Consider the following 22,161-nt stretch of genomic DNA (forward strand, 5'->3'; position numbering starts at 1 on the left):
TATGGAAAAAGAATTTGTAGTTATTGGTTTAGGACGTTTTGGTGGGAGCATTGTTAAAGAATTAAATGCATTGGATATGGACGTAATGGCTATAGATTCTGATGAAGCGCGTGTCAATGAATATGCAGATATTGCAACGCATGCAGTTATTGCAGATACAACTGATGAGAACGTATTAAAGAGTTTAGGTATACGTAACTTTGATCACGTTATCGTTGCAATAGGAGATAACATACAGGCAAGTATATTAACAACGTTAATCTTAAAAGATATCGGTGTAAAAAAAGTTACAGCAAAAGCGCAAAATGATTATCATGCGAAAGTATTAAATAAGATTGGTGCAGATACAGTTGTTCATCCTGAACGAGACATGGGAAGAAGAATTGCACATAATGTAGCAAGCTCTTCTGTATTGGATTATCTTGAACTTTCAGATCAGCATTCGATCGTTGAGATACGTGCCGGAGAAACACTAGCTGGCAATTCTATACTTGATTTAGATATACGTGCAAATTATGGATTAAATATTATTGCAGTTAAACGCGGTAAAGAAATAATTGTATCACCAGATCCAAGTGTAGTTATTGAAAATGGAGATATATTAATTATGATTGGCCATGATAATGACTTAAATCGTTTTGAGAAAAAGATTATTAATGACTAAATTATTCGAAATAAAAATAGACCCTTGCGGGTCTATTTTTATTTTGTCGTTTCTTGTTCAACAAGTTGTTCGTTATTTTTATTAACATCCATAATCATCGGTAAGATCATTGGTTTTCGTTTCGTCTTTTCATATAAATACGGTGATAAATTTTCAGTAATGACATTTTTAATATGATGCCACTCGAGTTCTTCACCAGAATTTAATTTCTCGATTACTTTCTTTTTCAATAGGCGACTTGCATCATAAATTAAATGACCTGATTCTCGCATATAGACGAATCCTCGTGAAATAATATCCGGACCACTAAGCAACTGATTTGTTTTAAAGTCAATACTCACAACGACAATAACAAGTCCTTCTTCAGATAATATTTTACGGTCCTTTATGACAACATTTCCGATGTCACCGATACCACTTCCATCAACGAGTATATTACCCGATGGTACACGACCAGCAAAACGAGCACTGTCTTTAGTCAATGCTAAAATATCTCCGTTCTCATGGATAAATACATTTTCAGGATTTACACCACAATCAATACCGAGTTGACCATGTAAACTTTGCATACGATATTCACCATGAATCGGCATGAAGAATTTAGGTTTCATTAATCTAAGCATTAATTTTTGTTCTTCCTGTGAACCGTGACCTGATGTATGAATATTTGATAGCTTACCATGAATAACATCCGCACCAGCTTTATATAATGCATTGATTGTTCGGTTAACACTTAATGTATTACCTGGAATTGGTGAAGATGAGAATATAACAGTATCATCTGGAATGATTGAGATTTGTCTATGTGTTCCGTTAGCGATACGAGATAATGCAGCCATCGGTTCACCTTGAGAACCCGTACATAAAATCAATAATTTATGTTTTGGGATACTATTAATTTTATTTGCTTCTACAAATGTTTCAGGTGGTACTTTAATATAACCAAGTTCAGTACCGATTTTAATATTATTTTCCATAGAACGGCCGAATATAACGATTTTACGATCGAACTTAACTGCCGCTTCAATAGCTTGCTGAACACGATATATATTTGAAGCAAATGTAGCAAAAATAATTCTGCCAGTACATTTTCTAAAAATTTGTTCTACGTTTTGTCCAACTTCACGTTCACTGATCGTGAAGTTCGGAATTTCAGCATTTGTTGAATCTGATAATAGACATAACACACCTTCTTCACCAAGCTGTGCCATCTTTGCGATATTAGCAGGTTCACCAACAGGCGTGAAATCAAATTTAAAGTCACCAGTATGCACTATTTTTCCTTCTGGTGTATCAACGATTACACCATATGCTTCTGGTATAGAATGCGTTGTTAAATAGAACGACACTTTCAGATGTTTAAATTCAAAGACACTGTCTTCTGTAATTGGATTTAACTGTGCAGTGCGAAGTAAACCATGTTCTTCAAGTTTATTTCGGATTAAACCTAGTGCAAGTGGTCCACCGTAAATTGGAACGTTTAACTGTTTTAATAGGAATGGTACACCACCAATATGATCTTCGTGTCCATGGGTAATGAATAATCCTTTTATACGTTCCTGATTTTGTACAAGATAAGTATAATCAGGAATGACATAATCGATACCAAGTAACTCGTCCTCGGGAAACTTGATACCTGCATCAATAACGATAATTTCGTCCTGATACTCAACGGCGTAGGTATTTTTACCGATTTCACCCATACCACCAAGGGCGAATACACCAACTTCATTTTTTTGTAAAGGCTTCATTTAGATCGTCTCCACGCTGTAATTTTCAGCTTTTTGTTCGTACTCTAAATGAGCACCTTTTAATTCCTGAACAAATTCAATGTTATAAGGACGATCAATTAAATATCTTCTAACTTGTTCTTCGCTTACAGCTTCAAAATATTTAACTTGTGTGTTCTCACGAATAATTACTTCACTTTTGTCTTCTTGAAAAAATACTTTAAAAATTGCCATTAATAAATAGCCTCCTTATTATTATATACATAAAGAATGCCCTAGGAGTCTAGGGCTAAACATAAACCGTACAAGACATTTATATTAAATGTATAAGTATTCTTATCTTACATGAATTAATATGGTAGTGTAAAGTCTTTGCATGCAACTTCTTCATATATATAATAATACATTTTTGAAATAATGCGTACAAAAAGGTAAACTAAAAGTAAAAATATTGTACGGAGGCTTAAACATGAAGCAGCATTTGATTTTCTTTGATATTGATGGAACATTATATAATGACGATAAAGAAATGAGTGAGGATACGAAAGAAACGATTAAAAAGTTGCAGGAAAACGGGCATTTATTAGCGATTGCTACTGGCCGTGCACCTTTTATGTTACAAGAGGTAATTAAAGAAACCGGGATAACAAATTATATTTCATTTAATGGACAATATGCGGTGATGAATGGAGAAGTAATCTATGAAAATCCGTTAGATCTGGAAACTTTGAAGCAATTAGAGAAAGATGCAAGTTCAAATGAACATCCACTCGTATTTTTAAATGAACATGAGATGGTCTCTAATATTGAATTTCATGAGAACATTAGGGAAAGTATTAGTACTTTAAAGTTTGAACATCCAAGATACGAAAAAAAATATTATATCGATAAACCAATCTATCAGACCTTGATCTTCAATGGTGAAGAAGAAGATAAATTATATGACGATCAATATAAAATGATAAAGTTTATTAGATGGCATGAAGTTAGTCGTGATGTTGTGCCAGTAAACGGTTCGAAGTTTGAAGGCATTAAAAAAGTAAGTGAGGCATTGAATATTCCGATAGAAGATTGTATCGCTGTCGGAGATGGTTTGAACGATCTGGAAATGATTCACGGTGTCGGGTTAGGTATTGTAATGGGTAATGGGGTAGATGTATTAAAAGAAGTAGCAGATTATGTGACAGAAGATGTGCATGAAGAAGGATTAACAAAAGCGTTCAAACATTTTAATCTGATAGACTAGGAGATAATTAAATGGATAATATAGCAAATATAAAAAAAGTCATTAGTAGCGCTGCCAATCATGAAACTTTAATACTAGATCATCTTGAGTTTAACAGAAGAGATAACGAAGTTATTATGAACTTTGTATATCAGAAATTTAATCCAGTAGAAGTACACACGGCACCGCATGTTAATGATCCAATATTTATGGATGTAGAAACGATGCGAGAAGTGATTTCGTATTTAGAAGAAGTAGGAATTCACTACGAAAAAAGAAAAGATGAATTTATTTAAAAAAAATTATCTGTTAAAACATTAATGTTTTAACAGATAATTTTTTATTGCACAGCGATAGCGTTGTCCTGAACTGCCATCGGATTTTCTTTGTTGATATAGTCATAGAACATTATACCGTTTAAATGGTCAATTTCATGTTGAGCAACAATCGCAGCAAAATCTTTTAGACGTAATTTTACTTCGCTGCCATCAGGTTTAAATGCTTTAACAGTAATACGAGCATATCTATGAACTAAACCTGGAATGTTTTCGTCGACGCTAAGGCAACCTTCTCCAGTAGGTAAATAAGCTTTTTCAACACTGTGACTGATAATCTTTGGATTAATCAATTGATGTTCAACGTACTTTTCAGTTTTTTCATCATAAAAATAAATAGCAAGCATACGTTTATTATGATTAAGCTGAGGCGCAGCTATACCAACACCGCTACGCAATTTATATTTTTTTGAGAGTTCTTCATCCTGACTCATTTTAAGAAATTCTAGCATATCATCGATTAATTTTTGGTTCTCATTTGATAATGGTAGTTCAACTTCCTGTGCCTTTTCTCGCAAAGTTGGATGGCCATCTCGAATGATGTCGTTCATTGTTAGCATCGTAACATCTCCTCACTTTATTATTATAAAATATATCAGATAATCAGTGGAAATGCATTATATACATTGAAATAATATGTAAAAAAATATAACATTATAAGCAAATAAGAGGAGGCAATGTTAATGAAGTGTTTAAAAGGTTTTATATTATTATTCTTTGTTGTAATACTTGCAGCATGTACGAACAAAACAGCAAACTTAGAAGCTTTTTATCAAAAAATTGATGAAGCAAATACTAAAGAGCAGCAAATAGTTAGTGTCAGTGAAAAATTAGAGAAATTTGAAAATAATAAATTACAGCTATTTAATAAGGTGAATAAAGCGAAATCAGGTGAGATGACTGGCCTTGCAGATCAACTGATAAAAAATACTTCAGAACGTAAAGCAATCGCTAAAAAAGAAGCAGAAATTATGAAGAAATCTAAAGAAATTTTTGATAAATCAAAGAAAGATGCAAAAGCAATTGAAGATAAAACGCAAAAGCAACAGGTTGAGAAGTTAGTTGGTACTTTAGACGAGAAATATGCTAAACACTCAAACTTAATGACTTCATATCAAAATATCCTTAATAAAGAGAATGAATTATTTCAATATTTAAAAGAAGATACATTAGATAAAAACGTGGTTAATGAAAAAATCAATGTTATTTCTAAATTATATAAACAGTTTCAGACAAAGACAGATGATTATACTAAGATAACGCGACTTGTTGAACAAAATAAAAAGCCAATTGTAGAAACATTGAATAAAAACTAATTATTGTGACAAAATTGTTAAAATGAAAGCGTTTACTGATATATAACAGCGGAAATATTGTGGTAATACAGTGCCGACAACTATTGTTGTGACGCTGTTTTTTCTTTTATATCTTTTTCTTTATCTGTAGTACACAAATATGCTATGATAGATTATGTAATTAAAACATAAATGAAAGGTTTGGTGAAAAGAATGGCTCTTAAGAAAAAAGCCCCATTCGACGCTGTTTCAAATTTACGTGAAATCGAAGAAAAATTTGAAGTAGTTCAAGTATTAGATTTAGACGGAAATGTAGTTAATGATGCATATATGCCTGAATTAACGGACGAACAATTAGTAGAATTAATGGAAAGAATGGTCTGGACACGTGTGTTAGATCAACGTTCTATCTCATTAAACAGACAAGGCCGTTTAGGATTCTATGCACCGACAGCTGGTCAGGAAGCTTCTCAATTAGCATCTCATTATGCTCTTGAAAAAGATGACTTTATTTTACCAGGATATCGTGATGTTCCTCAATTAATCTGGCAAGGACTACCATTAACAAAAGCATTTTTATGGTCAAGAGGTCATTATTTAGGTTCTCAAATGCCAGAAGGAATGAATGCATTATCACCTCAAATCATTATCGGTGCGCAATACGTTCAAACAGCTGGTGTAGCGTTAGGACTTAAAAAACGTGGCACTCAATCCGTTGCGATTACATATACAGGAGACGGTGGTACTTCACAAGGTGATTTCTATGAAGGTATTAACTTTGCGTCTGCATACAAAGCACCTGCAATTTTTGTAATCCAAAATAATAACTATGCAATCTCTACACCACGTAGTAAACAAACTGCTGCTAAAACATTAGCTCAAAAAGCAGTTGCAGCAGGTATTCCAGGTATCGTTGTTGATGGTATGGATGCATTAGCTGTTTACTTTGCAACAAAAGAAGCACGTGACAGAGCAATTGCTGGTGAAGGTCCTACATTAATCGAGACAATCACATATAGATATGGTCCACATACAATGGCGGGGGATGACCCAACACGTTACAGAACTTCAGATGAAGATGCTGAATGGGTTAAGAAAGATCCATTAGTTCGATTCCGTAAATTCCTGGAAAACAAAGGATTATGGACTGAAGATAAAGAAAACGAAATTATTGAAAAAGCTAAAGAAGATATTAAAAATGCGATTAAAGAAGCAGATGCAACTCCTAAACAAACTGTATCTCAATTAATCGAATTAATGTATACAGAGGAAATGCCTTTCCATTTAAAAGAGCAATATGAAATTTATAAAGAGAAGGAGTCGAAGTAAGTCATGGCACAATTAACGATGATCCAAGCAATAACAAATGCACTTCAAACTGAACTTAAAAATGACGAAAACGTTTTAGTATTCGGAGAAGATGTTGGTGTCAACGGTGGTGTGTTCCGTGCGACTGAAGGACTTCAAAAAGAATTCGGTGAAGATCGTGTATTCGATACACCACTTGCAGAATCAGGTATCGGTGGTTTAGCAGTAGGTTTCACTTTAACTGGATTCCGTCCGGTAATGGAAATTCAATTCTTCGGATTTGTATTCGAAGTATTTGATTCATTAGCAGCACAATTATCACGTCAAAGTTTCCGTTCTGGTGGAACGAAATCTGCACCAGTTGTTATCCGTTCACCATTCGGTGGTGGCGTTCACACACCTGAATTACACGCAGATAACTTAGAAGGTTTAGTAGCTCAAACGCCAGGTTTAAAAGTGGTAATTCCATCAAGCCCTTATGATGCAAAAGGATTATTAATTTCTGCTATTCGTGATAATGATCCAGTTGTATTCTTAGAACATATGAAATTATACCGTTCATTCCGTGAAGAAGTGCCAGAAGAAGAGTACACAATTGAAATCGGTAAAGCAGCAGTGAAACAAGAAGGTACTGACTTATCTATCATTACTTATGGTGCAATGGTTCAGGAATCATTGAAAGCTGCTGAAGAGTTAGCAAAAGACGGTCACTCAATTGAAGTAATCGACTTACGTACTGTTCAACCATTAGATATCGAAACGATTATTGCATCAGTTGAAAAAACTGGACGTGTTGTAGTGGTTCAGGAAGCTCAAAAACAAGCTGGTGTTGGTGCAACTGTAGTATCTGAAATTTCAGAACGTGCGATTTTATCATTAGAAGCTCCAATTGCACGTGTAGCAGCTGTTGATACAGCATATCCATACACTCAAGCTGAGAATGTCTGGTTACCTAACAAAGAAGACATCATTGAAGCAGCTAAAAAGACTTTAGAATTCTAATTTGAGTTTTAAAATCAAGTAATAAGGTAATGTGAAAAGTAACATTGTTTTAACTATGTTACTTTTCAACATGTAATAAAATGAATTTTATAATTTTTAAATTAATTCTTAGGAGGAATTTATTGTGGCATTTGAATTTAAATTACCCGCTCTTGGTGAGGGGATTTTTGAAGGTGAAATCGTTAAGTGGTTCGTTAAAGCTGGCGATAACATCGCAGAAGACGATATTTTATGTGAAGTACAAAATGATAAATCAGTAGTAGAAATTCCATCTCCAGTAACAGGAACAATCAATACGATCGTTGCTGAAGAAGGAACAGTAGCTAACTTAGGAGACGTAATCGTAACAATTGATTCTGATGATGCACATGCACAAGAATCAGCTTCTGAATCAAAAGAAGAAGCACCGGCTACAGAAGAAAAAGCTACAGAAGAAGTTAAAGAAGAAAAACCTGCACAAGCACCTGCACAAAATGTTGAAGTTGATGAAAATCGTCGAGTAATCGCTATGCCATCAGTACGTAAATTTGCACGTGAACAAGGTGTAAATATTAAAGCGGTTACTGGTACAGGTAAAAATGGTCGTGTAATTAAAGATGATATCACTGCTTACTTAAATGGTGGCGGTAATACTCAAGCTACAGAAGCACCAAAAGCTGATGCGCCAGCAGCATCAACTGAAAAGGCTGCACCACAACCAATCGCAGCACCTGAAGGTGAATTCCCTGAAACACGTGAAAAAATTCCTGCAATGCGTAAAGCAATCGCTAAAGCGATGGTTAACTCAAAACACACTGCTCCACACGTTACATTAATGGATGAAGTAGAAGTACAGGCATTATGGGATCACCGTAAGAAATTTAAAGAAGTTGCAGCAGAACAAGGTACGAAATTAACATTCTTACCATATGTTGTTAAAGCGTTAGTATCTGCACTTAAAGCATATCCTGCATTAAATACTTCTTTAGATGACGCTACAGAAGAAGTGGTACACAAACATTACTACAATATCGGTATTGCAGCTGATACTGAACGTGGATTATTAGTTCCTGTCGTTAAAAATGCTGATCGTAAATCAATCTTCGCTATTTCTGATGAAATTAACGAATTGGCTGTAAAAGCTCGTGATGGAAAACTTTCTCCTAGCGAAATGAAGGGTGCATCATGTACAATTAGTAATATAGGTTCAGCTGGTGGACAATGGTTCACTCCAGTAATCAATCACCCTGAAGTTGCTATCTTAGGTATTGGTCGAATTGCTCAAAAAGCAATCGTTAAAGATGGAGAAATCGTTGCAGCACCAGTATTAGCATTATCATTAAGTTTTGACCACCGTCAAATTGATGGTGCAACTGGACAAAATGCTATGAATCATATTAAGCGTTTATTAAATAATCCAGAATTATTATTAATGGAGGGGTAAGCACATGGTAGTTGGAGATTTTCCTATTGAAACAGATACTATTGTAATCGGAGCAGGTCCTGGAGGATATGTTGCAGCAATTCGTGCAGCTCAATTAGGACAAAAAGTAACAATCGTTGAAAAAGGTAGTTTAGGTGGCGTTTGTTTAAACGTCGGTTGTATTCCTTCAAAAGCTTTATTATCAGCATCTCATAAATATGAAACTGCTGTTCATTCTGAAGATTTCGGAATTAAAGCTGAAAACGTTACTGTTGATTTTTCTAAAGTGCAAGAATTCAAAGGCGGCGTTGTTAAGAAATTAACTGGCGGTGTTGGTGCATTATTAAAAGGTAACAAAGTTGAAATCGTTGAAGGTGAAGCTTATTTCGTTGATCAAAACAACTTAAAAGTTATGACTGAAAAATCATCTCAAACTTATACTTTCAAACATGCAATTATCGCTACAGGTTCACGTCCAATTGAAATTCCTAATTTCAAATTCAACAAACGTGTAATCGATTCAACAGGTGCATTAGCATTAACTGAAATTCCAAAAAGCTTAGTAGTAGTTGGTGGTGGATATATCGGTTCTGAATTAGGAACTGCTTACGCTAACTTCGGTACTAAAGTTACAATTCTAGAAGGCGCGAAAGATATTTTAGGCGGATTCGAAAAACAAATGACACAAGTAGTTAAAAAAGGTCTTAAAGCTAAAGGTGTAGACATTGTTACTGAAGCGATGGCTAAATCAGCTGAAGAGAGCGAAACTGGTGTTAAAGTAACTTATGAAGCTAAAGGTGAAACTCAAACAATTGAAGCAGATTACTGTTTAGTAACTGTTGGTCGTCGTCCTAATACTGAAGAAATCGGTTTAGAGTCATTAGGTGTTAAGATGACTGAACGTGGTTTAGTAGAAGTAAATGAAGAAGGACGTACTTCAGTAGAAAACATTTTTGCTATCGGTGATATCGTTGCAGGACCACCACTTGCACATAAAGCTTCATATGAAGGTAAAATCGCTGCAGAAGTTATCGGTGGAGAAAAAGCAGAAGTTGATTACTTAGCAATTCCTGCAGTATGTTTCACAGAACCTGAGCTTGCAACAGTTGGTTATACTGAAGCAATGGCTAAAGAAGAAGGTTTAGAATACAAAGCTTCTAAATTCCCATTCGCAGCCAATGGCCGTGCATTATCGATTGGTGAAACTGATGGTTTCTTAAAATTAATCACATTAAAAGAAGACGGACTATTAATCGGTGCTCAAGTTGCTGGTGCTGGCGCTTCTGATATCATTGCAGAATTAGGTTTAGCAATTGAAACTGGAATGACAGCAGAAGATATTGCATTAACAATCCACGCACACCCAACATTAGGTGAAATTACTATGGAAGCAGCAGAAGTAGCTTTAGGTAATCCAATTCATACTATGTAATTTATTTTTACAAAATATTAAGCACTATTCAGAGATGAATAGTGCTTTTTTTAACGGAGGAAGCAAATGAGCTATAGTTATCCAATTAATCCAGAATGGACACAGGAAGAAATCATTGATGTTGTTAATTTTTTGGCACTTATTGAAGATGCTTATGAATCTAAAGTGAACACTGAGGATTATGCTGCAGTATATAAAGCATTTAAAAGAATCGCACCAATGAAATCAGATGAAAATAAAATTTATAAAGATTTTAAGGAAGTTTCTGACTATGACGGATATGTTGTAACGAAACGCTTTAAAGAAGCACAAACTGCTAACGAAAAAACTTTTAAAGTGTAGTTTTGAAATAAAAATTTAGTATTACTGTTGTTTTAAACCTTTTTTTCTGCTATATTTAAAACGTTATTAAACAAATTGTTTACAATTATTAAACTAAGGTGTGAATACATGGATATAGGGAAAAAAATAAAAGATTTACGACGCCAAAAGAATTTAACGCAAGAAGAACTAGGGGAAAGAACGGATTTATCAAAAGGATATATTTCTCAACTTGAACGTAATTTATGTTCACCGTCTATGGAGACATTCTTTAATATACTTGAAGTTTTAGGATCAGAACCATCAGACTTCTTTAATGAAAAGATGCATGAGCAGCGCATTTATTACCCTAAATCTGAACAGACAATATATGATGAATATGATAATGGCTATTTAATTCAGTGGTTGGTTCCGGATTCAAACGAATTTGATATGGAGCCTGTTATTATTACATTAAGACCAGATTCTGAATATAAAAAGTTTGAACCGAGTCTGTCTGACAGCTTTATTTATGTATTAGATGGTACAGCAAGTATAAGAATTGGTAGAAAAGAATATACAGCACGTCGTGGGGAATCATTTTATTTTAAAGCAAATGAATCACATCAATTATTTAACAAATATAAAAAAGATGCACGTGTATTAATCGTCGCAACTGAATCATATTTATAGGAGAGTGTCATGAAAGATTTTATACAATTTAACAATGTGTCTAAATCATATGGCGAAAACAAAGTTCTGGATAATATTAATTTTGAAATTGAAGAGGGTAAATTCTACACTTTACTTGGACCCTCTGGTTGTGGAAAAACAACAATTTTACGCTTGATTGCTGGTTTTGAAAAGGCTACGACGGGTGACATATATTTTGAAGGTAAACGTATTAATGATATTCCTGCGAATAAACGACGCGTTAATACAGTGTTTCAGGATTATGCATTATTCCCACATTTAAATGTATTTGAAAATGTAGCATATGGTTTACGCATCAAAAAAGTAAATAATAATGAAGTGCAAACGCGCGTAATGGATGCTTTAAAGTTAGTAAAACTTGATGGTTTTGAAAATCGTGAAATAAAAGATATGAGTGGTGGACAACGTCAACGTGTTGCTATTGCACGCGCTATCGTCAATGAGCCGGAAATTATCTTACTTGATGAACCATTATCAGCACTTGATCTAAAACTCAGAACAGAGATGCAGTATGAATTACGCGAAATACAGCAACGATTAGGTAAGACATTTATTTTTGTTACACATGATCAGGAAGAGGCACTAGCAATGAGTGACTATATCTTCGTTATGAACAAAGGTAGAATTGAGCAAAGTGGCACACCAACTGATATTTATGACGAACCAGTAAATCGATATGTTGCAGATTTTATAGGAGAATCTAATATCGTTTCTGGTGTGATGAAACGCGATTTTGTTGTTGAAATGTATGACAATGAATATGCTTGTGTAGATAAAGGGTTTAAAGCAAATGCTAAGGTTGATGTTGTCATTCGCCCTGAAGATATTGAAATAACTACTACTCATGCGGGTAAAGTTAAAGCAGTTGTAGATTCGCAATTATTCCGTGGCGTACATTATGAAATTTGCTGTTTTGACGAGGCTGGTAATGAGTGGATTATTCAATCAACGAAAAGGGCCACACCTGGAGAACATGTTGGTCTAACATTTGATGAGGAAGCCATTCATATTATGCTACCTGGAGAAACTGAAGAAGAATTTGATGCACGTATTGAGTCATACGAGGTGTAATATGGAAAAAGCAAAAAAATATTTTCTAATTCCCTATTTAATCTGGATTGTTATATTTATCATTGCACCGTTAGTGATGATATTCTATACAAGTTTCACAAACAACAGTGGTCATTTCACATTAGAAAATTATAAAGATTTCTTTACGATGTCATATTTTAAAATGACAATCAGTTCAATTTGGTATGCAGTAATAATCACATTGTTGTGCTTAATCATATCCTATCCCATAGCAATGGTTTTACGTACCGCTAAAAATAAGCAGTTCTGGCTACTTATTATCATTCTGCCGACATGGATAAATCTTTTATTAAAAACATATGCATTTATCGGTATTTTTAGTAAACAAGGTACTATAAACGATTTATTGAACTGGATGCATCTACCTGCTACTAGTTTATTATTTACAAACACTGCATTTATCTTTGTATCGGTGTATATTTATATTCCTTTCATGATTTTACCGATATTTAATAGCATGAACGCAATTCCGGAAAACTTAATACAGGCTTCACGTGATTTAGGTGCGAATGAAATGACAACTTTTAGAAAAGTTATTATGCCTTTATCATGGGAAGGTGTTAAAACAGGTATTCAAGTGACATTTATTCCTGCATTAAGTTTATTCATGATTACGCGTCTTATTGCAGGCAACAAAGTTGTTAACTTAGGTACAGCGATTGAAGAACAATTCCTTGTCACACAAAACTATGGAATGGGTTCTACAATAGCAGTATTCTTAATTTTAGCAATGGCTTTAGTGATGATTATTACGAAGTCGAAAGAAGGAAGTGAGGGTGTCAAATGAAACTAAGATCTAAAATATTTTTAGCATTTGCATTATTCATTTTATACTTTCCAATATTCTACCTCATGTTTTATTCTTTCAACTCAGCAGGAAATATGAATCATTTTAAATCATTTACATTGGATCATTATGCAGCAGTTTTTCAAAATAAACGGTTGATGGTCATCATTGTCAATACACTAGCTGTTGCATTAATTGCAGCAAGTATTTCTACAGTGATTGGTATTTGTGGTGCATTGGGAATACACTACATGAGAAACAAGAAATTAAAGGTTGGTTTACTGACACTAAATAATATTTTAATGGTAAGTAGTGATGTCGTTATCGGTTCATCATTCCTGATTCTTTTTACTGTCATCGGGCACTATACTGGTATGGGACTAGGATTTTGGTCTGTATTGATTTCGCATATCGCATTTTGTGTGCCGATTGTCGTACTACTGGTATTACCGAAGTTATACGATATGAATCAATCGCTTATCAATGCAAGTTATGATTTAGGTGCAAGTACTTACCAGACGATTTCAAAGGTTGTCATTCCGCATATATTACCTGGCGCTATTGCCGGTTTCTTTATGGCATTAACTTATAGTCTTGATGACTTTACAGTAAGCTTCTTTGTAACTGGTAATGGATTTAGTGTGTTATCCGTTGAAATTTACTCAATGGCGAGAAAAGGTATTTCTATGGAAATCAATGCGATTAGTACATTACTATTCATAATTGTCATGACAATTATTTTAATCTACTACTTTATCTCAAATAAACAAGATAAAAGAAGAAAAGTGAAAGCAGGTGTTGTGAAATGAAGCGATTAATGCAGTTAATTTTTATATCACTAGCAGTAGCTGTACTTTTACTTTTCTCAGCTAAATTTATCGATCCACCACCAAAAAGCGGTAAAGGTAATATACTTTATGTCTATAACTGGGGAGAATATATTGATCCTGCTTTACTTAAAAAGTTTGAAAAAGAGTACGGGATTCGCGTAATTTTAGAAACTTTCGATTCTAATGAATCAATGCTTGCAAAAATTAAAAATGGTGGTACACATTATGATATTGCAGTACCAAGTGAATATGCGATTCAGAAGATGAAGGAAGAGAAACTTCTTATTCCGATAGATCATAAGAAACTACCGAATCTAAAAAATATTAATCCGGATTTTATGAATCTTGATTTTGATAAAGGAAATAAATATTCGATCCCATATTTCTGGGGAACAGTAGGCGTTCTCTATAATCCTGATAAAACAAAAGACATTGACTTCTCAAGCTGGGAAAGTCTTTGGGATCCACGTCTTAAAAATAACGTCCTTATTGTAGATGGTGCGCGTGAGGCACTTGGATTCTCACTAAACAGCATGGGTGAATCATTAAATGAAACAAACCCCAAAAAACTTGATAAGGCAGAACAAAAGCTTGAAAAGTTAGGTCCGAATGTTAAAGGTGTCGTTGGTGATGAAATCAATACGATGATGGTTCAAAAGGAAGCGGACGTTGCAGTTGTTTGGAGTGGTATGGGTGCTGATATTATGACTGAAAATGAAAATTTAGATTTTGTAGTACCGAAAGAAGGATCGAATCTATGGTTTGATAATATGGTCATTCCCAAAACAGCTCAAAATGTTGATGGTGCGCATACATTTATTAACTTTTTATTAGATGCAAAAATTGGTAAGCAGAATACTGAATGGGTTGGTTATGCTACACCAAACACAGCAAGTTATAAATTACTTGATAAAGAAACGAGAGAAGATGAGCGATTTTACCCAAGTAAAGCATTACAGGAAAAACTTGAAGTATACGAAAATCTAGGATTTGAGAATATTAAGCGCTATAATGAACTATTTTTAAAATTTAAGATGAGTTTAAATTGATAATAATTAAGGTTATTGGCTTACTTTTTTATTTTATTTTTAAATTCATGCATATATAGGTTATAGTAGGGTATAGAATATTTAAATACAGTAATAAGGAGATGAACATATGAGTCGTAGAGAATACACACAAACAGTTAAACCTGTAAGCCGCGTTCCGGAAAAAATCTTTGGTTGGTTAGCTTGGCTACCATTACTTGCACTATCAATCTTCGGTCTTTATCAATTATTAGTGAATGGTAATAATCCTGAGTTTGTGACACAGTTAAAAGAAGCATTGAATAATGAATTAGGAAAAAATCCTGATTTGCAGAATTCATTAAATGAAGCAAATATGTCAGTTGATGAATTAGTTCCATTAATGATTAAGAGTGTATGGGGCATTATAGCATATACAATTTTACCGTTATTATTTGGTCTAATTGGTTTACTTAAAATGAAAAAGCGCATTTTAGCGGGAGTTATGTTATTACTAGCAGGATTACTTACTGCACCATTATTCTTAACTATCGTATTAGGATTTATCCCTTTATTTTTCTTTATCGCAGCAATTTTATTGTTTGCGCGTAAAGATAAAGTAATAACTAATAATGATTTTTATGAAGATCATCGTGAAGTAGAAACTGTTGAAAGAAAACGTAACGTTGCACCTGATTATGTGGAACGTGATGAAAATATCGAACGTGAACGTAATAACGAATACGTTTATGATGCAGATGTATCGAAAGAACGTGAAGTTAACTATAACAATCGTACAGTTGAAGCTGATCGTGATACAGTAATCGAGCAGAAAAATCATTCAAACGTTGATCATGATTTCAACGCTACAAATGAGCGAAACACATTTGATAACAATCATGATGGTGACCGTGACCGAGTAACTTATGTAGATAATACAAAAGATGCCGTTGACGAACGTCGTGATAATTATAATAATAATCATAATCAATAAAAAAAACGCCCTAGGGCGTTTTTTATTGATATAAAGGTAATAATTCAAAGTATGTTTTCTCAATTTCCTGAATAAATGCTTTATCCGATTTTAATGCAGCATCACCAGGATAAAACACTTTACCAAACATTAATTCACCTTTTTTGACATTAATAAGCCGATCGATATAAGCTTCGATATCTTTCTTTTTTATATCTTTAATGACATCATAATTTTCTTTCATATGATCGCCCTTAATGATATATTCATCACCTAATTCTTGAATTGTTTTGATTTGTTTCTTCCATTTTTTCGCCATACGTTCCTTATCAGGAGACTCATAAATAATTCCGAATAATACAAATGCATGACTGCCAAACAATCCAATTTGAAAATGTGGTAACATTTTATAGCCCCGTTTATTCGTAGCAAAGGCAACCCATGTATCATTTGGGGGATTAGTTTTTCTGCGTAGATGTTTGGCAACGTGCGGATAGAAAGTTTCATCTGTATGTTCACTTAAATATGCACTAAAATGTTCTCCTAGAGCTTCTAGCTTAGGACGTGTCGTTTCAATCAATGCTTCCATACGTGGTGCAAGGCCATCAATATTAAAAACATCGAAATCTTTTTTTGTAAAAGTATATTTAACCATAGAAACCTCGCTTATTTTTAATTTAAATTCATTTGAATTATGATAATTACAACATTACATGAAAAAACATAAAGATAAAACTTTTTTGCATATATTTATTCTTGTGTATAATATATGGAACAGGAGGAGTGCTTATGGAACTTTATAATTTTTTAAAAGATATCACATTGCAGGCTGGAGAAAATATCCGCAAACAATTAAATGAACCACTTTTAATAGAAACAAAATCAAATCCAAATGATCTTGTTACAAATATGGATAAAGCAACAGAAAAATTCCTTTTTAATCGTATACAAGATAAATATCCTGACCATCGAATTATTGGTGAAGAAGGTAGTGGAAAAGATATAGACAATTTAAACGGCGTCCTCTGGATTATAGATCCGATAGATGGTACATTAAATTTTGTCCATCAACAAGAAAATTTTGCGATATCTATCGGGATATTTATTGACGGTGAAAAATATGCAGGTGTTGTCTATGATGTTATGAGAGATATATTATTTGAAGCACGTGCAGGACATGGTGCATACAAAAACGGTGTAAAGTTAGAAAATCTAATAGAAACACCACTCGCGACGTCTATTATTTCTATGAACCCCAATTGGTTAACGAAAGATTTTACGCGTGATATTTATATCCCGCTTGTCAGAGATTCACGCAGTGCAAGAAGTTATGGTTCTGCTGCATTAGACTTTGCTTATGTAGCATCAAGCAAGATAAATGCATATATTACACTTCGACTACATCCATGGGATTTCGCTGGCGGATTAATTATTGTCGAAGAAGTTGGCGGTGTCGTTACTAACCAGTTAGGTGAAACGGTTAATCTATTAACTGCTAATTCAATCGTCGTAGCGAATAAGACTCTACATGCTGAAATAATGAATGATTATCTTAATCCTTTTAAAGTTGAATTAGAAAAAATACATCAAGGTAGATTTTCTAAACGATAATTTGGTTTATTTGTTTCTTTTTGGATTTCGGAAAAAGTTTTTGTAATTGATAATTCGTAAAGAAGTAATCAGAAAATCTTTGTATTTTCGCTTTAGTGATGGATTGATCGGAGTGTAATTGTATTAACGCATTCAAAGTATAGTTAAAAATTTCATCGATAGTATGTATCGTCTGACATTGACTGCAATATGCAAGTGATTTGTATTTTGAAATGTGATTTAATGCTTTACATTTTGGGCAGACGATGCCTGTATTATAAGTAGATTGTTTGATAATGATTGGCTCAATATGTGCACTTTTTAAGTACTCACTGTTCTGAGTGCTTTTTTTTTATTCATTTTGTTGATTTTTTTTATATATGGAATGATATCGTGTCTAAAAAGAAATGGATAGTGATCAGAATTGGAATCAAGTTCAAACATTTCATCCATGCACACACATTTAATATATATTGGTAAATGTTTGTATTTGGTATCTAATATTGAATATATTGAATATTTTACGCAGTTTAACTGCAATATATCCAACTGCGGCTGTTCAGTAATGTAGTGCGCAAGAATGCCTTCGTTATTAACATAATGCGGACCTGAATAATTGTTGAGTTTAAAAAGATAAATTGCAGATTCAGATACTAATATGACGTTAATTAATGCATCAACATGATAATCTGAATAATTAAATTGCCATATCATATCAAAACAATCGGCGTTTAAATGATTAAGAAAAGTTTCAAATTCAATTTCTAATCTTTCGGTATTACGCAGTAATGCTAATCTTTCTAACTGGTCTTCAGAAAATTCAATTCTTCCTTCTAAAGCTTCTAAATAAGCAAGATGTTTATTCTTTTGTCTTGGTTTTAATATCATGTTATCACCTCTATATAGAATCAATACATCCATAATATAATAGACGATTGAATTGTGTGCAAATTGCAGCATTTCAATTTTTTAATAAATATTTGTTCAGAAAATTAATTTTGATTCTAAATATAAGAAAAACTGCAAAGATTACTATGCAGTTTTACAAAATTACTATAACCAATCATTTTTTCGGTATTGACTTTTTAGTGTAAATCCATATCCAAACGTTACTGTGAATAAAATAATTGATATGACGATTAATAAATAATTTAATTCAGCTAATCCGATGCTGAAGAGAATTAACATTAACACGGCAAAAATTGCTAACATAAAAAATGGTAACTTACTTTTTTTCAAAAAAAACACCCCTTAAATTTTGAATCTGGAATTTATCGATATATAATTAACCTATAATATGTTATAATATCACAGTTACATAATAAACTCTAGTTCGATTAAGGAGAAACAAATTAATGACAAATTTTAGAGAAGATGTTCGTAATATTGCAATTATCGCCCACGTTGACCATGGTAAAACTACCCTAGTTGATGAATTATTAAAACAATCAGGTACATTCCGTTCAAATGAACACGTTGAAGAACGTGCGATGGATTCGAATGATATCGAAAGAGAACGTGGTATCACGATCTTAGCAAAGAACACAGCAATCGATTACAAAGGAACGCGTATCAACATTCTGGATACACCAGGGCATGCTGACTTCGGTGGTGAAGTAGAGCGTATCATGAAAATGGTAGATGGTGTATGTTTGGTTGTAGATGCATACGAAGGAACTATGCCTCAAACACGTTTCGTATTAAAGAAAGCATTAGAACAAAACTTAAAACCTGTAGTGGTAGTAAATAAAATAGATAAACCTTCAGCAAGACCTGAAGAAGTTTTAGACGAAGTATATGATTTATTTATTGAATTAGAAGCAAATGATGAGCAGTTAGATTTCCCTGTAGTATATGCTTCAGCTATTAATGGTACTGCTAGTCTTGATGCGTCGACTCAAGATGAAAACATGCAAAGCTTATACGAAACGATTATCGATTATGTACCAGCACCAGTTGATAACCGTGACGAGCCATTACAATTCCAGGTCGCTTTATTAGATTACAATGACTATGTAGGTCGTATCGGTATTGGCCGAGTGTTCCGTGGAACGATGGAAGTAGGACAACAAGTTTCATTAATAAAGATTGACGGAACAATTAAAAATTTCCGTGTTACTAAAATCTTTGGTTTCTTCGGTTTAAAACGTGTTGAAATTGAAAAAGCATATGCTGGTGATTTAATTGCCGTATCTGGTATGGAAGACATTAACGTAGGTGAAACTGTTACGCCTGTAGATACACCGGAAGCTTTACCGATATTACGTATCGATGAGCCTACATTACAAATGACTTTCTCAGTAAACAATTCTCCGTTTGCAGGTAAAGAAGGTAAATTTGTTACTGCGCGTAATATCCAAGATCGTTTAGAATCACAGCTTGAGACAGATGTATCATTACGCGTTGAGTCTGTTGGTCCTGATAGCTGGACTGTTTCTGGTCGTGGTGAATTACATCTATCTATCTTAATTGAAAATATGCGTCGTGAAGGATTCGAATTACAAGTTTCTAAACCAGAAGTTATCGTAAAAGAAATTGATGGTAAGAAATATGAGCCATATGAACGCGTTCAAATTGATGTACCAGAAGAAAATACTGGATCAGTTATTGAATCTTTAGGAACACGAAAAGGTGAAATGGTTGATATGGTTAACAGTGGTAATGGTCAAACACGTTTAATCTTTAACGTACCTGCACGTGGATTAATCGGTTACCGTACTGAATTCATGTCAATGACACGTGGTTATGGGATTTTAAATCACACATTTGATGAATACCGTCCATTATTAAAAGGGCGTATCGGTGGACGTCGTAACGGCGTATTAGTTTCTATGGATAAAGGAGTAGCTTCAACATATGCTATCTTAGCTCTAGAAGATCGTGGTGTAAACTTTATGGAACCGGGTACTGAAGTATACGAAGGTATGATCGTTGGTGAAAACTCACGTGATAATGACTTAACAGTAAACATTACTAAAGTTAAAGCTGCAAACAATATCCGTAGTGCTACTAAAGAACAAACAACAACGATGAAAAAACCAAGAACTTTAACGTTAGAAGAAGCTTTAGAATATTTAAATGACGATGAATTAGTTGAAGTTACACCTGAATCAATTCGTTTAAGAAAGAAAACATTAGATAAATCTCAACGTGAAAGAGAGCAAAAGAAAGCAAAAGCAGCGATACAAGAGGAGGAGTAATCAATGAATTTTATGATCGGCAATGCGCAAGTCAGCGTAGATCCTGAACAAAGAATGTCATTTCTTGCTAAACTTTTTGCAGTTGATAAACATCCAGAGAGTGGAATGTGGTATTTGCTGATTGCGATATTTATATTAAGTGCAATAGTTTATAATTTAGGATTTGCGAGAAAATTAAAACCTTGGCAAAATGTGGTCATATATATTTTATTATTCCTGGGTTGTATTATATTAAACTTCCTGGCAGTATTTTTACCTGTCGGTGAAAGTTTAATCATTGCAGCGATTGTACTTGGATTGTATCGATATCGATTGCATAAAGAGCGACAACAAAAAGAAGCTTAAGACGAATGTCTTGAGCTTCTTTTTGTGATAATAAATTTCGAATGATTAACTAAAATAATTAAATTAACGCAATACCTGTAACGTGTTTCATGATTAATTTGAGTTCGTCGTTATATAAGTAAGCATCAACCATGCCATCGTCGTATAAACGTTTACCGTCTTTAGAAAACTGGAAGTATAGTGTCTTCAATTCAGCTAAAGTAATTTGCACTTTAGTATCTTCATTCGATAATTCGACTTTTGTTGCATCGCTATCTGGTTCTGCATTAATAATAAATGAATGCATATTCATTAAGAAAGTACCTTCTAATAATGCTTGTTTCTTAAATTTCTTTTCAGAAACAAGTGTCGGAGGTTTTGAACCACCTTCTAATATTTCACGGTTCCATTCATAATTATCCTGGAAGCTTATTTTTTCTTCACCTGAAGATTCACCTTGTAAAAGCGCTTCCATTTCAACTTTGCGATCATCAAAGATAAAAGTAGATGGATCTAATGTAATATTGAATTTTACTTTCCCTTTAATCTGTATAATCATACTATCACCCTTTCATATTTATAATACCATATTCTATTTAAGTAAATGCTTGATTTTTAAGGACTTGTCATATAGAATTTTAAAGTATAAGAATAATGAAATGAAGGTGTATGCTATGCGTGACCATTTAGATTACAAACAAAAGGCATATGACCAGCTCAATCAAGATGCAGAGAAAATTTTGCAGTTGATTAAAGTTCAAATGGACAATTTAACAATGCCACAATGTCCTCTTTATGAAGAGGTGTTAGATACACAGATGTTCGGTTTAAGTCGTGAAGTAGATTTTGCAACACGTATCGGATTAATTGAAAAAGATGAAGGCAAAAAGATTTTATCTGCTCTCGAGAAAGAACTTTCTAAATTACATGATGCCTTCACAAATGTCTAAA

At 33.6% G+C, this 22,161-nt stretch carries 26 protein-coding genes; 19 read left to right on the top strand and 7 right to left on the bottom strand.

Features of this window, described 5'->3' with window-relative positions; genetic code table 11:
- Position 1: 1 nt before the first annotated feature.
- A complete protein-coding gene (locus JJJ02_RS07055; protein WP_099580690.1) occupies positions 2–664 on the top strand; it encodes a potassium channel family protein in 663 nt (220 codons plus the stop codon).
- A gap of 38 nt (positions 665–702) precedes the next feature.
- On the opposite strand, the gene rnjA is transcribed toward JJJ02_RS07055, so the two are convergent.
- Both rnjA and JJJ02_RS07065 read right to left on the bottom strand, forming a co-directional pair.
- A complete protein-coding gene (gene rnjA / locus JJJ02_RS07060; RefSeq protein WP_111714467.1) occupies positions 703–2,415 on the bottom strand; it encodes a ribonuclease J1 in 1,713 nt (570 codons plus the stop codon).
- A complete protein-coding gene (locus JJJ02_RS07065) occupies positions 2,416–2,628 on the bottom strand; it encodes a DNA-dependent RNA polymerase subunit epsilon (RefSeq protein ID WP_096076900.1) in 213 nt (70 codons plus the stop codon).
- 235 nt (positions 2,629–2,863) lie between these two features.
- On the opposite strand from JJJ02_RS07065, the gene JJJ02_RS07070 reads away from it, so the two are divergent.
- Complete coding sequence (locus tag JJJ02_RS07070; protein ID WP_239242879.1) at positions 2,864–3,640, top strand: Cof-type HAD-IIB family hydrolase; 777 nt, start codon at positions 2,864–2,866, stop codon at positions 3,638–3,640.
- Positions 3,641–3,651: 11 nt separating this feature from the next.
- Positions 3,652–3,915: a hypothetical protein gene (locus JJJ02_RS07075; protein WP_239242880.1), complete on the top strand. Its 264-nt coding sequence runs from the start codon at positions 3,652–3,654 to the stop codon at positions 3,913–3,915.
- 44 nt (positions 3,916–3,959) lie between these two features.
- Here JJJ02_RS07075 and def read toward each other — a convergent pair whose 3' ends face one another.
- The gene (gene def, locus JJJ02_RS07080; protein WP_239242881.1) at positions 3,960–4,514 is read right to left on the bottom strand and encodes a peptide deformylase; all 555 of its coding nucleotides are present in this window, start codon (positions 4,512–4,514) and stop codon (positions 3,960–3,962) included.
- Positions 4,515–4,637: 123 nt separating this feature from the next.
- Here def and JJJ02_RS07085 point away from each other — a divergent pair, with 123 nt between their 5' ends.
- The 12 genes from JJJ02_RS07085 (at position 4,638) to JJJ02_RS07140 (ending at position 16,117) form a co-directional block, all read left to right on the top strand.
- Positions 4,638–5,270: a YkyA family protein gene (locus JJJ02_RS07085; RefSeq protein ID WP_239242882.1), complete on the top strand. Its 633-nt coding sequence runs from the start codon at positions 4,638–4,640 to the stop codon at positions 5,268–5,270.
- Between the two features lie 192 nt (positions 5,271–5,462).
- Positions 5,463–6,578, top strand: coding sequence for a pyruvate dehydrogenase (acetyl-transferring) E1 component subunit alpha (pdhA, locus tag JJJ02_RS07090; protein ID WP_096076895.1), 1,116 nt, complete (start codon positions 5,463–5,465; stop codon positions 6,576–6,578).
- Between the two features lie 3 nt (positions 6,579–6,581).
- Positions 6,582–7,559, top strand: a complete 978-nt coding sequence (locus tag JJJ02_RS07095; RefSeq protein WP_188017939.1) for an alpha-ketoacid dehydrogenase subunit beta — start codon at positions 6,582–6,584, stop codon at positions 7,557–7,559.
- A gap of 124 nt (positions 7,560–7,683) precedes the next feature.
- Positions 7,684–8,982 (top strand): dihydrolipoamide acetyltransferase family protein, encoded by a 1,299-nt coding sequence (locus JJJ02_RS07100; protein WP_240838211.1) that lies wholly within the window; start codon positions 7,684–7,686, stop codon positions 8,980–8,982.
- A gap of 4 nt (positions 8,983–8,986) precedes the next feature.
- Positions 8,987–10,393 (top strand): dihydrolipoyl dehydrogenase, encoded by a 1,407-nt coding sequence (lpdA, locus tag JJJ02_RS07105; protein WP_239242884.1) that lies wholly within the window; start codon positions 8,987–8,989, stop codon positions 10,391–10,393.
- Between the two features lie 66 nt (positions 10,394–10,459).
- Positions 10,460–10,735: a UPF0223 family protein gene (locus JJJ02_RS07110; RefSeq protein ID WP_239242885.1), complete on the top strand. Its 276-nt coding sequence runs from the start codon at positions 10,460–10,462 to the stop codon at positions 10,733–10,735.
- 108 nt (positions 10,736–10,843) lie between these two features.
- Positions 10,844–11,386, top strand: coding sequence for a helix-turn-helix domain-containing protein (locus JJJ02_RS07115; protein ID WP_096076890.1), 543 nt, complete (start codon positions 10,844–10,846; stop codon positions 11,384–11,386).
- Positions 11,387–11,395: 9 nt separating this feature from the next.
- Positions 11,396–12,478, top strand: a complete 1,083-nt coding sequence (locus JJJ02_RS07120) for an ABC transporter ATP-binding protein (protein WP_111745705.1) — start codon at positions 11,396–11,398, stop codon at positions 12,476–12,478.
- A 1-nt stretch (position 12,479) separates the two neighbouring features.
- Positions 12,480–13,286 (top strand): ABC transporter permease, encoded by an 807-nt coding sequence (locus tag JJJ02_RS07125; RefSeq protein ID WP_239242887.1) that lies wholly within the window; start codon positions 12,480–12,482, stop codon positions 13,284–13,286.
- Complete coding sequence (locus JJJ02_RS07130) at positions 13,283–14,095, top strand: ABC transporter permease (protein ID WP_188017933.1); 813 nt, start codon at positions 13,283–13,285, stop codon at positions 14,093–14,095. The genes JJJ02_RS07125 and JJJ02_RS07130 overlap by 4 nt, the downstream gene beginning before the upstream one ends.
- Positions 14,092–15,165, top strand: coding sequence for an ABC transporter substrate-binding protein (locus tag JJJ02_RS07135; protein WP_239242888.1), 1,074 nt, complete (start codon positions 14,092–14,094; stop codon positions 15,163–15,165). The genes JJJ02_RS07130 and JJJ02_RS07135 overlap by 4 nt, the downstream gene beginning before the upstream one ends.
- Before the next feature lie 109 nt (positions 15,166–15,274).
- Positions 15,275–16,117, top strand: coding sequence for a DUF4064 domain-containing protein (locus JJJ02_RS07140; protein ID WP_239242889.1), 843 nt, complete (start codon positions 15,275–15,277; stop codon positions 16,115–16,117).
- Between the two features lie 22 nt (positions 16,118–16,139).
- Here the strand turns inward: JJJ02_RS07140 and JJJ02_RS07145 are convergent, their stop codons facing one another.
- Entirely contained in the window at positions 16,140–16,751 is a 612-nt protein-coding gene (locus tag JJJ02_RS07145) for a YktB family protein (RefSeq protein WP_239242890.1), read from the bottom strand.
- Positions 16,752–16,885: 134 nt separating this feature from the next.
- Between JJJ02_RS07145 and JJJ02_RS07150 the strand changes: the two genes are divergently transcribed.
- Positions 16,886–17,707 carry an inositol monophosphatase family protein gene (locus JJJ02_RS07150; protein WP_239242891.1) on the top strand — a complete coding sequence of 274 codons (822 nt, stop codon included), beginning with the start codon at positions 16,886–16,888 and terminating at the stop codon, positions 17,705–17,707.
- A gap of 300 nt (positions 17,708–18,007) precedes the next feature.
- On the opposite strand, the gene JJJ02_RS07155 is transcribed toward JJJ02_RS07150, so the two are convergent.
- On the bottom strand, positions 18,008–18,646 hold the full coding sequence (locus JJJ02_RS07155; protein WP_240838213.1) for a hypothetical protein: 639 nt from the start codon (positions 18,644–18,646) through the stop codon (positions 18,008–18,010).
- 93 nt (positions 18,647–18,739) lie between these two features.
- Positions 18,740–18,925, bottom strand: a complete 186-nt coding sequence (locus JJJ02_RS07160) for a DUF5325 family protein (RefSeq protein WP_239242893.1) — start codon at positions 18,923–18,925, stop codon at positions 18,740–18,742.
- Positions 18,926–19,041: 116 nt separating this feature from the next.
- Here JJJ02_RS07160 and typA point away from each other — a divergent pair, with 116 nt between their 5' ends.
- Together typA and JJJ02_RS07170 are read left to right on the top strand one after the other, a co-directional pair.
- Positions 19,042–20,886 carry a translational GTPase TypA gene (typA, locus tag JJJ02_RS07165; protein WP_239242894.1) on the top strand — a complete coding sequence of 615 codons (1,845 nt, stop codon included), beginning with the start codon at positions 19,042–19,044 and terminating at the stop codon, positions 20,884–20,886.
- 3 nt (positions 20,887–20,889) lie between these two features.
- Entirely contained in the window at positions 20,890–21,231 is a 342-nt protein-coding gene (locus JJJ02_RS07170) for a YlaH-like family protein (protein ID WP_111745685.1), read from the top strand.
- Between the two features lie 58 nt (positions 21,232–21,289).
- Here JJJ02_RS07170 and JJJ02_RS07175 read toward each other — a convergent pair whose 3' ends face one another.
- Positions 21,290–21,766 (bottom strand): hypothetical protein, encoded by a 477-nt coding sequence (locus tag JJJ02_RS07175; RefSeq protein ID WP_239242950.1) that lies wholly within the window; start codon positions 21,764–21,766, stop codon positions 21,290–21,292.
- Between the two features lie 118 nt (positions 21,767–21,884).
- Here JJJ02_RS07175 and JJJ02_RS07180 point away from each other — a divergent pair, with 118 nt between their 5' ends.
- Positions 21,885–22,160, top strand: a complete 276-nt coding sequence (locus JJJ02_RS07180; RefSeq protein ID WP_096076877.1) for an Fpa/YlaN family protein — start codon at positions 21,885–21,887, stop codon at positions 22,158–22,160.
- Position 22,161: the final 1 nt, after the last annotated feature.

This window comes from Macrococcus sp. PK (genome assembly GCF_022501545.1).
GTDB lineage: Bacteria > Bacillota > Bacilli > Staphylococcales > Staphylococcaceae > Macrococcoides > Macrococcoides epidermidis.

Bases quoted from the DNA above. Each gene is read 5' to 3' on its own strand.
- pdhA (WP_096076895.1), top strand. From the start codon at position 5,463: ATGGCTCTTAAGAAAAAAGCCCCATTCGACGCTGTTTCAAATTTACGT.
- JJJ02_RS07120 (WP_111745705.1), top strand. From the start codon at position 11,396: ATGAAAGATTTTATACAATTTAACAATGTGTCTAAATCATATGGCGAA.
- JJJ02_RS07155 (WP_240838213.1), bottom strand. From the start codon at position 18,646: ATGCTGCAATTTGCACACAATTCAATCGTCTATTATATTATGGATGTA.
- rnjA (WP_111714467.1), bottom strand. From the start codon at position 2,415: ATGAAGCCTTTACAAAAAAATGAAGTTGGTGTATTCGCCCTTGGTGGT.
- JJJ02_RS07170 (WP_111745685.1), top strand. From the start codon at position 20,890: ATGAATTTTATGATCGGCAATGCGCAAGTCAGCGTAGATCCTGAACAA.
- JJJ02_RS07180 (WP_096076877.1), top strand. From the start codon at position 21,885: ATGCGTGACCATTTAGATTACAAACAAAAGGCATATGACCAGCTCAAT.
- def (WP_239242881.1), bottom strand. From the start codon at position 4,514: ATGCTAACAATGAACGACATCATTCGAGATGGCCATCCAACTTTGCGA.
- JJJ02_RS07115 (WP_096076890.1), top strand. From the start codon at position 10,844: ATGGATATAGGGAAAAAAATAAAAGATTTACGACGCCAAAAGAATTTA.
- JJJ02_RS07110 (WP_239242885.1), top strand. From the start codon at position 10,460: ATGAGCTATAGTTATCCAATTAATCCAGAATGGACACAGGAAGAAATC.
- lpdA (WP_239242884.1), top strand. From the start codon at position 8,987: ATGGTAGTTGGAGATTTTCCTATTGAAACAGATACTATTGTAATCGGA.
- JJJ02_RS07070 (WP_239242879.1), top strand. From the start codon at position 2,864: ATGAAGCAGCATTTGATTTTCTTTGATATTGATGGAACATTATATAAT.
- JJJ02_RS07130 (WP_188017933.1), top strand. From the start codon at position 13,283: ATGAAACTAAGATCTAAAATATTTTTAGCATTTGCATTATTCATTTTA.
- JJJ02_RS07140 (WP_239242889.1), top strand. From the start codon at position 15,275: ATGAGTCGTAGAGAATACACACAAACAGTTAAACCTGTAAGCCGCGTT.
- JJJ02_RS07085 (WP_239242882.1), top strand. From the start codon at position 4,638: ATGAAGTGTTTAAAAGGTTTTATATTATTATTCTTTGTTGTAATACTT.
- JJJ02_RS07145 (WP_239242890.1), bottom strand. From the start codon at position 16,751: ATGGTTAAATATACTTTTACAAAAAAAGATTTCGATGTTTTTAATATT.
- JJJ02_RS07055 (WP_099580690.1), top strand. From the start codon at position 2: ATGGAAAAAGAATTTGTAGTTATTGGTTTAGGACGTTTTGGTGGGAGC.
- JJJ02_RS07065 (WP_096076900.1), bottom strand. From the start codon at position 2,628: ATGGCAATTTTTAAAGTATTTTTTCAAGAAGACAAAAGTGAAGTAATT.
- JJJ02_RS07125 (WP_239242887.1), top strand. From the start codon at position 12,480: ATGGAAAAAGCAAAAAAATATTTTCTAATTCCCTATTTAATCTGGATT.
- JJJ02_RS07150 (WP_239242891.1), top strand. From the start codon at position 16,886: ATGGAACTTTATAATTTTTTAAAAGATATCACATTGCAGGCTGGAGAA.
- JJJ02_RS07095 (WP_188017939.1), top strand. From the start codon at position 6,582: ATGGCACAATTAACGATGATCCAAGCAATAACAAATGCACTTCAAACT.
- typA (WP_239242894.1), top strand. From the start codon at position 19,042: ATGACAAATTTTAGAGAAGATGTTCGTAATATTGCAATTATCGCCCAC.
- JJJ02_RS07075 (WP_239242880.1), top strand. From the start codon at position 3,652: ATGGATAATATAGCAAATATAAAAAAAGTCATTAGTAGCGCTGCCAAT.
- JJJ02_RS07135 (WP_239242888.1), top strand. From the start codon at position 14,092: ATGAAGCGATTAATGCAGTTAATTTTTATATCACTAGCAGTAGCTGTA.